Source organism: Gloeobacter violaceus PCC 7421 (genome assembly GCF_000011385.1).
Taxonomy (GTDB): domain Bacteria; phylum Cyanobacteriota; class Cyanobacteriia; order Gloeobacterales; family Gloeobacteraceae; genus Gloeobacter; species Gloeobacter violaceus.
Genome location: NC_005125.1, coordinates 958,544 through 971,794 on the forward strand (window position 1 = coordinate 958,544; position 13,251 = coordinate 971,794).

General features: G+C 63.8%; 14 protein-coding genes and 1 pseudogene. 8 read left to right on the forward strand and 7 right to left on the reverse strand.

Going from position 1 to position 13,251, the window contains the following annotated elements; all coding sequences use genetic code 11:
- Positions 1-74: 74 nt before the first annotated feature.
- The 5 genes from GLL_RS04710 to GLL_RS04730 all read left to right on the forward strand — a co-directional run bounded on the left by GLL_RS04710 (position 75) and on the right by GLL_RS04730 (position 4,341).
- Entirely contained in the window at positions 75-329 is a 255-nt protein-coding gene (locus GLL_RS04710) for a hypothetical protein (RefSeq protein WP_197530120.1), read from the forward strand.
- Between the two features lie 134 nt (positions 330-463).
- The gene (rplB, locus tag GLL_RS04715) at positions 464-1,306 is read left to right on the forward strand and encodes a 50S ribosomal protein L2 (protein WP_011140905.1); all 843 of its coding nucleotides are present in this window, start codon (positions 464-466) and stop codon (positions 1,304-1,306) included.
- Positions 1,307-1,314: 8 nt separating this feature from the next.
- A complete protein-coding gene (rpsS, locus tag GLL_RS04720; protein ID WP_011140906.1) occupies positions 1,315-1,593 on the forward strand; it encodes a 30S ribosomal protein S19 in 279 nt (92 codons plus the stop codon).
- Between the two features lie 198 nt (positions 1,594-1,791).
- Positions 1,792-2,652, forward strand: coding sequence for a hypothetical protein (locus GLL_RS04725; RefSeq protein WP_011140907.1), 861 nt, complete (start codon positions 1,792-1,794; stop codon positions 2,650-2,652).
- A gap of 33 nt (positions 2,653-2,685) precedes the next feature.
- Positions 2,686-4,341, forward strand: coding sequence for a WD40 repeat domain-containing protein (locus GLL_RS04730; RefSeq protein WP_011140908.1), 1,656 nt, complete (start codon positions 2,686-2,688; stop codon positions 4,339-4,341).
- Between the two features lie 247 nt (positions 4,342-4,588).
- Here GLL_RS04730 and GLL_RS04735 read toward each other — a convergent pair whose 3' ends face one another.
- The 5 genes and pseudogenes from GLL_RS04735 to GLL_RS04755 form a co-directional block, all read right to left on the reverse strand.
- Positions 4,589-5,116: a hypothetical protein gene (locus GLL_RS04735; protein WP_164928632.1), complete on the reverse strand. Its 528-nt coding sequence runs from the start codon at positions 5,114-5,116 to the stop codon at positions 4,589-4,591.
- 98 nt (positions 5,117-5,214) lie between these two features.
- The gene (locus GLL_RS04740) at positions 5,215-5,823 is read right to left on the reverse strand and encodes a DJ-1/PfpI family protein (RefSeq protein ID WP_011140910.1); all 609 of its coding nucleotides are present in this window, start codon (positions 5,821-5,823) and stop codon (positions 5,215-5,217) included.
- Between the two features lie 36 nt (positions 5,824-5,859).
- On the reverse strand, positions 5,860-6,402 hold the full coding sequence (locus tag GLL_RS04745) for a Uma2 family endonuclease (protein WP_164928633.1): 543 nt from the start codon (positions 6,400-6,402) through the stop codon (positions 5,860-5,862).
- Positions 6,403-6,505: 103 nt separating this feature from the next.
- Positions 6,506-7,717, reverse strand: a pseudogene (locus GLL_RS04750) (hypothetical protein); the annotation flags it as partial.
- Between the two features lie 134 nt (positions 7,718-7,851).
- Positions 7,852-8,577, reverse strand: a complete 726-nt coding sequence (locus tag GLL_RS04755) for a L,D-transpeptidase family protein (RefSeq protein WP_164928634.1) — start codon at positions 8,575-8,577, stop codon at positions 7,852-7,854.
- Between the two features lie 104 nt (positions 8,578-8,681).
- On the opposite strand from GLL_RS04755, the gene GLL_RS04760 reads away from it, so the two are divergent.
- The gene (locus GLL_RS04760) at positions 8,682-9,992 is read left to right on the forward strand and encodes an MFS transporter (RefSeq protein ID WP_011140914.1); all 1,311 of its coding nucleotides are present in this window, start codon (positions 8,682-8,684) and stop codon (positions 9,990-9,992) included.
- Positions 9,993-10,012: 20 nt separating this feature from the next.
- On the opposite strand, the gene GLL_RS04765 is transcribed toward GLL_RS04760, so the two are convergent.
- Together GLL_RS04765 and GLL_RS04770 are read right to left on the reverse strand one after the other, a co-directional pair.
- The gene (locus tag GLL_RS04765) at positions 10,013-10,642 is read right to left on the reverse strand and encodes a GNAT family N-acetyltransferase (RefSeq protein WP_164928635.1); all 630 of its coding nucleotides are present in this window, start codon (positions 10,640-10,642) and stop codon (positions 10,013-10,015) included.
- Positions 10,643-10,857: 215 nt separating this feature from the next.
- Positions 10,858-11,196 carry a hypothetical protein gene (locus GLL_RS04770; protein ID WP_011140916.1) on the reverse strand — a complete coding sequence of 113 codons (339 nt, stop codon included), beginning with the start codon at positions 11,194-11,196 and terminating at the stop codon, positions 10,858-10,860.
- A 223-nt stretch (positions 11,197-11,419) separates the two neighbouring features.
- On the opposite strand from GLL_RS04770, the gene GLL_RS04775 reads away from it, so the two are divergent.
- Together GLL_RS04775 and GLL_RS04780 are read left to right on the forward strand one after the other, a co-directional pair.
- The gene (locus GLL_RS04775) at positions 11,420-12,871 is read left to right on the forward strand and encodes a serine/threonine protein kinase (protein WP_011140917.1); all 1,452 of its coding nucleotides are present in this window, start codon (positions 11,420-11,422) and stop codon (positions 12,869-12,871) included.
- Between the two features lie 110 nt (positions 12,872-12,981).
- On the forward strand, positions 12,982-13,212 hold the full coding sequence (locus tag GLL_RS04780; RefSeq protein ID WP_164928636.1) for a hypothetical protein: 231 nt from the start codon (positions 12,982-12,984) through the stop codon (positions 13,210-13,212).
- The last annotated feature ends 39 nt before the right edge of the window (positions 13,213-13,251 follow it).

The window sequence follows — 13,251 nt, forward strand, 5'->3', positions numbered from 1 at the left end:
GCATGTTAAGTAGGGGAATGGTACGGTTACAGAACCCAGTTTCGGTAGCCAGGCATACGTGGAGGTGCTGTCCCATGGAGAACATCATCCGATCGCAGATGAGCGAATTCGATGAGAATCGTGTGCACGGTCTCAAGGCCCGTTGCAAAGTGATACCTGACACGCGCAACCATCAGGGCTTTTTTATCTCCGAGGACACCTACACGCTCATCGAAGAGACGGAGACGGGCTGGGCCTACATTTGCACCGACGACTCCGAAGACGGTTTCCCGAGTCGCTGCCACTTCGTCAACCCGGACGATCTGCGCTTTTTGAAGAAGTTCCAATAGCACTAGACGCCCGGCTCAAAATTCTGTACACTTGTGCATTGTCGCTATTGTGGCGGACTCCGGCACCGGCTGGTGTTTCCGCCCGCTGAGACCGCTCGCGAGGGCGGTTTCGATCTGCCAGGAGCACATGCACTATGGGCATTCGCAAATATCGACCGATGACCCCGGGCACCCGCCAGCGCTCCGGCGCTGACTTTGCCGAGGTCACCAAGTCCAAGCCCGAGAAGAAACTCACCAAGTACGTCCACCGCAAGCAGGGGCGCAACAACCAGGGTGTGATCACCAGCCGATTTCGCGGCGGCGGTCACAAGCGCCTGTACCGCTTCATCGACTTCAAACGCGACAAGCGCGGCATCCCGGCCGAAGTCCTGGCCATCGAATATGACCCCAACCGCAACGCGCGCATCGCCCTGGTGCAGTATACCGATGGCGAGAAGCGCTACATCCTGCATCCGGTCGGGCTCAAAGTCGGCGCGCGCATCAGTGCCGGCGAAGACGCGCCTATCGAACTTGGCTGCGCACTGCCGCTGGAGAAGCTGCCGCTCGGCTCCAACGTCCACAACATTGAGCTGTTGCCGGGGCGGGGCGGCCAGATGGCCCGCGCCGCCGGGGCGGTTGCCCAATTGATGGCCAAAGAAGGCGACTACGCCACGCTGCGCCTGCCCTCGGGCGAAGTGCGCGTCGTGCGCAAGGAGTGTTACGCCACTTTGGGGCAGGTGGGCAATCTCGACGCCAAAAACATCTCCATCGGCAAAGCCGGTCGCCAGCGCTGGTTGGGCAAACGCCCCCACAACCGCGGCGTGGTCATGAACGCGGTGGATCACCCCCACGGCGGCGGCGAGGGCAAAAGTCCGATTGGCGGCAAACCCCAGACCCCTTGGGGCAAGAGTGCCCTGGGCACCAAGACCCGCAAGCGCCGCAAGCCCAGCAGCAAGTTCATCATCCGCCGTCGCAAGACGGCTTCCGGGCGAGGTTAGCAAGCATCATGGGACGTTCGCTGAAAAAAGGAGTCTTCGTCGCCGATCACCTCCTGCGCAAGATCGAGACGATGAACAGCAAAAACGAGAAGCGCGTCATCAAGACCTGGTCGCGCGCTTCGACGATCGTGCCGCAGATGATTGGCCACACGATCGCGGTGCACAACGGCAAGGAGCACCTGCCGGTCTACGTCACCGAGCAGATGGTGGGCCAAAAACTCGGCGAGTTCGTGCCGACGCGCGTCTTCAAGGGCCACGCTGGCAAAGACAAAAAAGGCAAGCGCTAGGGGCGCTAGCGACAAACCCCGGTGGAGCCTCCCCTCCATCGGGGTTTTATTTTAAGATGCGCTCACCAGACACTGATCTCATCCGCAGGGCCACCGGCGGCGTAAGTTTGTGGGGGGATTACGACCAAAAAAGCCGACTGGTTGCACCGCCATCGGCCCTTCCGGCGTCGAATCTCACCCTCAATCGGCACAACGCGTATGGCCCCACAACTTGCGATTCCCTCGAAGACGTTCACGCTGCTGAGCATCGGCCAGCGGGGTGTGGGCAAAACGGTATTTCTGGCGGGCAGTTGCGCCCACCTGCTGGAGCGCCGGGATCCCAGCCGGCCGCTCTGGTTTGAGAGCAGAGACGGCGACTCGCGCAAACAAATTGACAAGATCTTGGAGTACATGGCCCGCACGGGCGAGTATCCGCCGGCCACCGCCGCAGTGAGCACCTTTCAGTTCAGTCTTAAATGCCGCTCGGCGCTCGGGACGCGCACGCTCTGCCACTTTCGCTGGCAGGATATTCCGGGCGAAATTTGTCACGTGCTCGACCCGGCTTTTCGGCAGATGATCCTCACCTCCCACGGCTGCTGCGCCTTTCTTGACGCCGAGGCGCTTCTGGAGCGCGAAGGTTATCTAGAAGAAGCGGCGGGGGTAATCGAACAGGTGATGCTGATTGCCAATCTCGTTGCCCTCAATGGGCTCAAGTACGCCTTTACCTTGGTGCTCACCAAGTGCGACCGCCTGCGCTCGCAGCCGCAATTGGCGGTGCGGCTGGAGGAACGTCTGCAGCCGGTGCTAGAGCAACTGCAGGCCCTAGGCTGCCACTACCGGGTTTTTCAATCCGGGATGATCCTGCGGGCCGGGGCGCCGGTCCCTGTCGAGGCGACCGCTGGGGTAGACGCGCTGGTGTGGCTGGTCTCGGAGGTCAACAAGGCTCACCGCGACCGCTGGACGCAGACGGTGGGCAGATGGCTTGCGGGCTTGCTCGGAGGCGGCCCGGTAAACCAGACTGAGCGAGGGGCGCTCGGGGCGCTGCTTGCCTCGCAACCCTCCGCATCCAAGCCCCACTAGCGGTTGCTTTCTGTCGGGCCATCACAAAACGCCATGTCTTTGCTGCTTGAACCATTGATCTATACCAGTCTGCCGGGCAGGGGGTTTGCGACCCTGACGAGCGATGCCGTCGATGAAGCCACGCGCCAAGTGTTCTTCGATGAGATCGTCTCTCGCCACTGGAACGCCTACGACCCACCCCCGGCCAACTTTCGGGCGGCTTTTCTGCATTGGGATCCAGCCTGCGGCCGCACGCTGTTCGGCTGGCTGTACAACGACGGGCGCGACGAGATCGGCCGCGCGAACGTGCCGTATTTTTTGTGCTACCGGTTGCGCGATCCCCTCGATACTGTGCGGCTGGAGCGGGTTTTTGCAGCTCTGGAGCGCGGACCGCTTGCCTTTGTCGAACGGGCGAGTCTGCCCACGGCACTGGTGAGTGTGGCCTGGGGCGAGGAGACGACCGCCGATGCGGCGCGGCCGGGGGTGGCTCTGCCTGCACCCATCAAGGCGTTCGCCCGTGAGGGTTGGCGCCGGGGTGAACCGGTGCGGCTGTTTGTAGCCGGGGAGGAGCCGGCCGCTACGACGGACGCAACGGCGCGGGCTATCGAAGCGCTGACCGCCCGGCTGCCGGTAGCTGTGCGGGAGCGCCGGCAATCGCTGGAGCGGCGCAAGGCCCGCCGCACGCCCAGATTGGCGATTGCCGGGGCACTGGTATTGGTCGCTTCGCTGGCGGGTGCCGCCGTGGCCCTGTGGCAGCCCGGTCCCCCCGCACCCGCCCGGATCGCTTCTTCCCCGGCGGCGCGCTGTCAGGGCAACAATTGCCCATCCTGGCAGCAGGCGCGCGCCAGGACAGTGGGCGCTCACCCCGGCCCGGTCTGGGCAAGCGCGGTGCGGCCCGACGGCCGCATGTACGCCAGTGGCGACGACGATGGGGCCATCCGGCTATGGTCCCCCGCCGGGACCCTGTTGCAGACGCTGGAAGGCCACACAGGCACCGTGCGCGCCGTGGTCTTTACCCCCGACGGTCGAGCCCTCGCCTCCGCCGGCAGCGACCGGCGCGTTCGCCTGTGGGATGTGGGCACGGGCAAATTGCGGCACACCCTCAAAGGACACAGCCAGCCGGTCTGGACTCTGGCGATGGCCCCCGACGGCCGCATCCTCGCCTCCGGCAGCGGCGATCGCAGCGTGCGACTGTGGGACATCGCCTCCGGGCGGCAACTGTACCGGCTGCGCGGCCATGGTGATTGGGTCTTCGCCGTCGCCTTCAGCCCGGACGGCCGCACCCTCGCCTCCGCCGGCAAAGACGAGACGATCCGCCTGTGGAACAGCGCCGACGGCAAGCTGTTGGCTACCCTGCGCGGCCACAGCGCTCCGGTGCGCGCCCTCGACTGGAGCAAGGACGGCCGTACCCTCGCCTCGGCAAGCTGGGATAAAACCGTGGCGCTGTGGGATGTACCTGGCCGGACGGTACGCACCCGCTTGAGCGGACACACCGGCCGGGTGACGGCGGTGAGCCTCGCCCCGGATGGTCAGTTGGTCGCAAGCGGCAGCATCGACGGCACCGTGCGGCTGTGGCGACCCGATACCCGCCGGCAGATCCATCGGTTCGATCTTCCAGACTGGGTGCTCTCGCTGGGATTCAGCCCGGATGGGCGAATGTTGATAGCAGGCGGCAAAGACAGCACATTGCGCCTCTGGCAACACCTCTAGAGCGGTTTATAGCTGACACCTGGAGGCCTTGGTGAACAAAGGTTTCAAGCCTGATCCCACTGATCTGCCAAACACGGGTGAAACGTTGATTTTTCGTGGGCTGAAACCCCGTGCTTTCGTTGAAAAGTCCCAATGTGACAAATCAGGGATCATGAGCAAATCACCGAGGCTTTTGCCGCCGACCGTCATTTCAAGCAGGCCGGATTCATCGAGCTGCTGTAGCTATAAGGTGCCAAAGTATTTTCAGCTAACCACTGGGGATGGATAGTTCCGCGATCGCCCTGGAAATCGCCACGCGCTGCTCGCTTCCGTAACCCCAGCGCTGCAAGAAGGCGGCGTAATCACCCTCTCCAGTGGCTAAAGCCTGGCGCAGCAGCTCCAGATGGCGTGCGAGCGGCTCTATTTTTAGTTGGGCGATCAAAGCCGCGCTGCGGCGGGCCACCCGATCAGAGCCCAAAGCGGCCTGCTCGTCGCCGCCCTCGCGGTGCGCCCAGATCATCGCCGTGGACATGGCGAGGTTTTTAATCATCAGCTCGGCCACCAACTCCGGCGCCGTGCGCAGTGCCGCGAGCACCTCCTCGGGCACTTGATCGGCGGCGGCCCACCGGCCGGGCAGAAACGTCACAAAAAAGCCCCGTGCGCCGTTGGCCGCGGAGATCAGTTGCGCCACCTCCTGGTAGAGCCCCTCGCCGCCGAGCTGTCCCGCCGCCTGGGCATCGAGCAGTTGGGTCGCTTGCTCGATGGCTTGTTCGAAACTGAGCGTCCGGACCGACATCGCACCCAAAAAAACACCGCATCCAAAGTCTATCCGGGGAAGGCCAAAAGTTGAGCGCCGCCAAACCCCGGCGCGCGCTGCCGGGCGGGCTATCACCTTTATGAGGCGGTCTGTGCGGGCCAGTGATCGTATTCCATGCGCCGGGCGGTCCAGCGGGCCACCTGCGGGCCGTGCAGACGGCTCACCAGATAGAGGCTCATGTCGATCCCGGCGGAGATACCCGCTGAGGTGAGAATTTTGCCTTCGTCGACGAAGCGGGTGTTTTCGAGCACCTCCACCTGGGTGTAACGACTGCGCATCCAGTCGGTCACCGACCAGTGGGTGGTGACCCGCCGTCCATCGAGCAAGCCGGCCTCGGCGAGCAATAGCGCCCCGGTGCAGACGCTCGCGGTGATTTCGGTGGTCCGGTGTTGCCCTGCGATCCACTGTAGGAGTTTCTGGTTGCCGAGCAGTTTGCGCGTGCCGATGCCGCCCGGCACGAGCAAAACATCGAGGGGCGGGTGGTCGGCGAGTACCGCCTGGGGCTGGACCTGCAGCCCGCCCACGCACCGCACGACGGCGTGGCGCTCGGCGATGGTGAGCACTTCAAAAAGCGGCTGCTCGTCGCCGTCGTCGCCGTCCGCGCGGGCCACCGAGAAGACCTCGAAAGGGCCGCACAGGTCGAGCACCTCGACATTATCAAAGATTACGATTCCCACAGTCCGCATGCGCCGTCTCCATGATCCACAGCTTGGTAGCCGCCGTCAGTCGAAGACCGGCGGCCACAGTTCACTAACCGGCACTTCCCAACCGGACAACACATCCGCAAATCGAAGGCTGTCTGTACCGCTCAGCACCTCCAGCAGCCGCCCGGGACGATACACACTCACCGTCCGTTTGTCCGGATCGAGAAGCAGCCCGACCTCCGCTCCAATCGCCAGATAGGCCAACAACTTTTCTTCGAGCACTTTGAGGCGGTCGGTGCTGGATTTGATCTCCGCCACCAGATTCGGCACCACCTGGGCATAGGTGCGCGGGGCGCGGCCGAGCCGCTCGCGCGAGACGAACGACACATCTGGGGCGGTGAGATCGGTGTTGGGGGGACAGAAACCGGTGCCGGCGTCGAAGACGTATCCCAGAGCCCGCTGTTCGACCCACAGGTTCAAGCGCGTCGAAAGGCGCACCCCCACGATCCCCGAGACCGCGTCCGATGGACTCATGATCGTGATCACCCCATCGCGCAGTTCGATCCGGTAGTCCGGAAAAAGCCGCTGAACTTTCTCGACATCCGCGATCGTCATCGCCATCGGCCTGCTCTCCACGCCGCTTCCACAGTTTAACTTTGCCGGCGCACCGCTAATAGCGACCGGGATCGTCGTCGAGCGACAGCAAAAAATCGACCAGGTCCCTCTATTGAGCGTAGGTGAAGCCCGCAGCCGGATCGACAACAGCGAAGCTGCCGTCGGCAAAAAACTGCAGCGCGCCCGCGCGCACCGCCGCACCACCGTCGTGGAGGTAGGGCGCGGACAAATATAACCCGCGCAAAGCCGGGGACTTGTAGCCGCCGTCGGGGACGATGCCGGTGGGCAATGACGTGGGTGTCGGGGCGATCCCCGCGGTGGGCACAGCCAGGATCTCGGCGCCGGGTGGGACGGGTACCGGGGTGTCGAAGGTAAACAACAGCGGCGGCACCAGCAGCGGCTCCAAACCGAGGCGCGAGCGGGCGCGGGCCGGATCGGTGCCGATGGTGCCCGCCGGGTGGATGCGGTTGTCGGTAAAAAACGGAGCCGGGTGGCAAGCGGTGCAACTGGCTTGCTCGAAGACCCGGGCGCCGCGGCGCACTGCACCGGTGGCGAGCGCCTGACGATTGGATTGGGTGCGATTGGCGGGCGGCAGCAGGCTGTTTTGAAAGGCTGCCATCGCGTTGGCGGCAAACAGGAACGGGCCGCTGGCGCTGTCGTTGCGCCTGTCGGTGTTGGGGCTGAATACCAAGCCGTTGAACGTAAACAATGACGGAGAAAGATTGGGGTAGCTGCCGGTGCCGGGAGCAGGAACTTGATCTTCCAGTTCGGCCGCCTCCGGGTCGGGCGCCACCTCGCGCAGCCACTCGGAAGGTTTGACCGGCTTGCCCTGTGGCAGGCGCACCTTCGGATCGTTGGCGTTTTGCAGTACCGTTCCCAGGTACACTTCGCGGTCGATACCGAGGGTCGCTTCGCTAATCTGGGAGGCGGCCAGCAAGTTGACTTCTGAGGAGTGCACGCCGTTGTTTACAGAACTCAACCCGCCGAAAGGACCGGCGGCGAAGGAACCGTCTGCGGTGTAAGGGCCGCTTCTAAAGGTGAACAGATTCGGGATCTGCGTGGTGTCGTTGATGCCGTCCGGCGAACTTTCGAAATGGCCGAAGGGCACATCGAGCACCGCATTGTCGAAGGCTTGTTCGATTTTTTGCGGGTCGGGCAACTCGACGCGCCTGCCCTGGCTGTCGATGATCGTCTTGCCGCTGCCCCGATAGGCCGGATCGAGCGGATCGATGTTGAGGCGCGCGAATCCGGCGGCGGTATTTGGCGAGAGGGCGATGAGCAAGGGAATGTTGAGATCGCCGTTGGGCACCCCCTGCAAGGGGTTGCCGCTTTGTTTATGGCAGTCGTGACCTCCTCGGCGGATTAATACCAACCGAGATCCGCTTGCGCAAAATTATGCGCCTCGCAACCCCAACGAGCCTGTCGCCTGCGCAAAACGTTGCATGCGCCGCACGGTCAAGGCAGCCCCCAACCGGAGCGCAGGACTTTGTAAACAGCTTCGGGAAGCTGGACGATGACCGGCTCGGCCTCGGGTCTCAACCAGGACAGCAGCGTCTCGATCCGCTCGCGCGCCATCGCCGTGCAGCCGGCGGTGGGCGAGGCCGCACCGGCCCAGACGTGCAGAAAAATGCACGATCCGCCCGCGGGCCGGGGCGGATCGCTATTGTGAGCCACCACGATCACCCAGCGGTACAGTTCGTCGTCGCGGCGCATCACCTCGGCGGAAGACCAGGTCTCGGGCCGGTCGGGGCCGATGGAGACGATCCGGTTGTACTCGCGGGCTTGCGGGTCGTCCACGCAGCGGTCGGCAGCGGTAAGCGCTCGGTAAGTCACGGCTGTTCCGGGAGGTGGGGCGCTGCTGTAGCCATAAGTCTCATTCAACCGGTACACCCCCGCCGGGGAGCGGCCGTCGCCCTCGCGCTTGGTGGGTCCACCCGCCGCCGGGGCCGCCAGCCCCTGCCCCCACCCGAGGCCGCCGCTGCCGAGGACGATGGGCCAGGGATCGCCCACAGGTTTCCAGGTAACGCCCGAGCGCTCGTAGCGCTGCAAACGGCCGGTGGTCGCCCGCCAGTCGGCACTGGTGACCAGGATCAACTGGGCGGTATCCTCAGGAATCGGCACAGCGTGGACCACAACGGGCCAGATCAACCACAACAGCGCAACCCACCAGCTTCGCGACACGCGCACTCTCCACAGCCTGCGCCGAACAATCTAGCAGTTGCGGGTGTACCGTTGGCAGGGCAAACGATGTACCTTATACTGCACCCGACATCGCTCTTGCCGCCATGCTCTCGCTCAACCGCTATCAGTGGACGGTCCTCTTCGCCGCCTGGCTCGGCTGGGGATTCGACATTTTCGACAGTCTGCTTTTTAACTTTGTCGCCCCCAACTGCGTGCCGACCCTGCTGGGGCTGACCATCGGTTCGCCGGAAGCCAAAGAAGCGACATTGCAGTGGACGGGAATTCTCACTTCGCTGCTGTTGCTGGGGTGGGCGGCAGGCGGCATCCTGTTCGGCAAGATTGCCGATCAGATCGGTCGCACCAAGACGCTGCTGTTTACCATCATCCTGTACGCCGTGGGCACCGCCAGTTGCGCCTTCGCCCCCAATATCTGGGTACTGGCGCTGTGCCGGTTGGTGGCAAGCCTGGGCATCGGCGGCGAGTGGGCGGCGGGGGCGACGATGGTGGCGGAGGTGGTGCCCGAGAACAAGCGCGTCGAGGCGGGGGCGATTCTTTATACGGCGGCCCCGGCCGGTCTGCTGCTTGCGACCTTTTTGAATCTGCAGGTGGCGGGGGTTTTCTTGAAATCGAGCCCCGAGACCAGCTGGCGCTACGTATTTTTGTTCGGGCTCATCCCGGCGGCGGCGGCGCTGTTTGTGCGTCTTTTTCTCAAAGAGCCCGAGCGTTGGCAGCAGGTGGCAGGCAAGCAGAAGCCCCCCGCCATCGCCGAATTGTTCGAACGGCAGAACCTGCCTTTGACCCTGAGCGGCTTTTTGATGGCCGTCACGGCGCTACTCACCTGGTGGAGCAGCTCGGCGTTTATTCCGGTGGTGGCGACGGGATTGGCTGCCAGCGAGGCGGCCCTGCGCGGCCTCGCCAAGCCCGAGACCCAGGGTCTGATCGAAAACTGGAAAGCGATCGCCTCCAACAGCTTCAACCTAGGCGGCCTGATCGGCACCCTGCTCACCGTGCCCGCCGCCAAGTACCTGGGGCGGCGGACGATGTTCGCGCTGTATTTTTTGTTGTCGGGGGCGGCGCTGCTGGTCACCTTCGGTCTCGAACTACCCCCGGAGGTGCGGCTTTATTTGTATTTCCCGATCGGCCTCACGGTCTTCGGCGTCTTCGGCAGCTTTACCTATTACCTGCCGGAATTATTTCCGACGCGCCTGCGGGCCACCGGGGCGGGCTTTTGTTATAACGTCGGGCGGATCGTGGCGGCGGGGGGACCGTTCCTGGTGGGCTACATCGCAAGCCAGGGGGCCAACAGCCTGCAAAGCGCCCTGAGCACCCTCTTTTGGGTCGGCTTCGTGCCGCTGGTGGGGCTGCTGTTTATTCCCCTGGTGATCGAGACGCGCGGCCAGGTACTGGCGGACTGAATCAAGGCAACTCTGGTCATCTACGTGAGCGCCAGAACCATGCGCGCAATCCCCGGACAGCCGAGCGCCTCTTCGAAACCGGGATCGGTGCACTTTTCGACCAGCCGGAAGCCGGCTTTTTCGTAGATCCGCTGCGCGGCGCTGTTGCCGATGTAGAGATTGAGCTGGGCAGCTGAGAAACCCAGGCCGCGGCCCTTTTCGACCATGTGAATAAGCAGCGCGCTTGCCAGGCCGCGATCGCGATAGGCGGGCAGGGTGGCGACATGGTCGATGCTCCAGGCGTGTTCCCCTTCGCTCGGAGTACAACCTTCAAACGGCTCCACCCGCTCGTTCAACTCGGCAATTTGCCGTTCGCCCCAACCGATTTCGTAGAGCGCTTCACCCAGGCAGTGCAGACCCACAGCCCGGCTGTCGTAACCTGCGAGCACCGCCGCCACCCGCCGCTGTTCCTCGGCCACCACGAAATGCGACCAGTGAAACCAGGTCACCGTTCGGGCGCGCACCAGTTGCTCGAGCACCCCCAGCCGCTGCTCAAAAGAGCCGGGAAAAAACAGATCGTAGGGAGCCACCGCCAGGTGGGAGCGGTTCGCCAGGTAGGCCAGGTAGGCGATCTCGGGGCTGTCGGTGGGACGGGCGGGACGGATGGACATGGTGAATAGACCGGCTGATTCATCGTAGCCAGCCGCGTCCACGAGTCATCGATCGCCGGACAAGAAAGGTGAGACCCACCGGGGCCTCACCCATTACCTTTCAGCGCTGGACCCGCCGCGTCCGGCAGGAAAACTCTATCGCCCGGCCGCGCTGCTCAGCCGACGGGTCAACCGACACCCGCTTGCGATGTTGGTTGACCCGGGCCGCTTGACTCTTAGCGGCAGTTGGCGCTCGCCAGGGCGGTCGCGGTGCCCGCGTAGGGCGTCGAATCGGTGTACGGCTCCGAAGCGCGCGGACCGCTCTCGTCGTTGTCCGGGTTGAAACGCGGGTTGTCGATGCACTGCTCGGCGCCGGGGCTGAAGACCACCCCACCGAGGCGGCCGCCCTCGGCGCTCAGGGTAGGAGCGACGGTCTTGCCGGCCTGGATGTCTTTGATTTGCTGGACGCTCAGGCCGGGGTACTGCGAGCGCAGACCTTTGTCGACGGCCAAAGCGGGAACGCAGAAGGCGACGAGGGCAAAAGCGGCGAGGACGGGGGCAAAGCGACGGTGCATGGCGGTGTCTCCTGGGCTGAAAGTGTGTTTTTGAGCGCTCTGGGCTCATGACTTCATACTCAGGGACGGCAATGAGCGCTTTGTGAAGTTTTGATGAGAAGCCCCTTAGGCAAACTCTCCCTGCCCTGCGGGTCGTTGGGCGGAGTCGAGATCCCGCTGGGGTGCCGGGCGGCGTACTAAGTACGGGGGACACCGGTACAGGGTACAGAGCATCGAGGGGACCATGGCAGTCGAACCACCACCGCAGCACGATGAATATCGGTGCGCAGCCGCTCAACCGATGGGCGAGGAACCGCTCAGCGCCGGTCAACGCCTGGGAGCGTACAGGATTATCCGACCCGTCGGCCAGGGCGGCATGGGGGCGGTCTACCTGGCGGAGCGCGACGACGGCCAGTTCGACAAGCGCGCCGCCGTCAAAATTCTCCAACCGCAACTGCACGGGCCGGGCTTGCGCGAACGGTTCATCGGCGAGCGGCAGATCCTCGCAAGCCTCGATCATCCGTACATCACCCGTCTGCTCGACGGCGGCACCACCGAGCAGGGGCTGCCTTATCTGGTGATGGACTACGTCGAAGGGCAGCCCATCAATCTCTACTGCAACGAACGGAAACTGGATGTAGACGAACGGCTGCGGCTGTTTCTCAAAGTCTGCGAGGCAGTGCACTATGCCCACGCCCACCGGGTGATCCACCGTGATCTCAAGCCTGCCAATATTTTGATCGACCCGGAGGGCAATCCCAGGCTGCTCGATTTTGGAATCGCCAAATTGTTGCCCGCCGACCCCGAGGCCACCGCCGTGTTCAGCCAGTCGATGACCCGGCTTTTGACGCCCGGGTACGCCTCGCCGGAGCAAATCAAAGGCGAAGCGATCACCCCGGCTAGCGACGAGTATTCCCTGGCGGTGGTGCTGTGCGAGTTGCTGAGCGGCCGGCGGCCAGGGGAGGCAACCCCACAGCAGCTCACCGGAAAACTGGCCGGTCCGCTCGCCAGTCTTGTGCTCAAGGCGCTCTGCGAAGATCCCCTCGATCGCTTCGGATCGGTGGCGGCATTTTCCCTGGCCATCGAGCGCCACCTGACGGGCCAGGCTCTCCCGTGGCCGCGGACGGGCACGCTGCTGTGGCCAATCCGTGCCCACCGGCGGCTGGTGACGGCAATGGCGGCAGCCTGTCTGGCGGTGGGTCTCGGCTGGTGGTCGTTGCAGGCCGCCGTTCCCCCCGCCCGCCGAGCCATTGCCGTACTGCCCTTCGAGAACTTGAGCGGCGACGGCCGGAGCGCCTACTTCAGCAAAGGCGTCGCAGTCGATCTCGCCGATCAGCTGGGCAAAACCGGGCGCTTTACGATCATCGCCGGGCGGGCGGCCACGGGCGGGAGCCATCACCACCTGCGCCGACCCTTCGGCACCGAGGCAGTGCTCAGCGGCAGTGTGCGCCGCACCGGCGGGCACATCCGCGTAGTCAGCCAGCTTATCGATGCCCGTAGCGGTGTGCAACTGTGGTCCGAAAGCTTCGATCGGCCGCTGCAATCCGGCTTTGCCGATCAAACGGAGGTTGCCCGGCAAATTGTCGGTGCTCTGGAATCCCAATACTCCCCAGTCCGCAAGACGATCGCTCCAAAGTCGCGCTCTGCGAAGGCAAACTGTTTACAAAACTTTTGCCCTTCCGGGGGTCCAAATTGAGCTACTGCGGTGCATTATCGCGCGTATTTATTTATAGATGACAGTTAGAGACACACGCAAGATCCGCCCCTGCATCCACTGCTTTTCCCTCTTCATTCCAGGAGATTGTGATGAAAAACTCCGATGATTTTGGTGTCGCCAACACCCGCGTGATCGTCCAGGCAACGGCCATCGACGTGGCCTTTACCAACGAGTACAAAAGCTTTCCACGCACCGCCCTGGGGTTGATGCTGGCGGTGGGTTGCGCGTTGAGTAAGCCCCTGCCGGTGACTTACTGGGCTGTGGATCACCAACTGAGCGATATCGACGCGCTCGTGGCCCGGGTGCCGATGCATCCCTGATTTTGCTTCCGCTCCAGCCGGGTGCCGGGGGAAATCCCC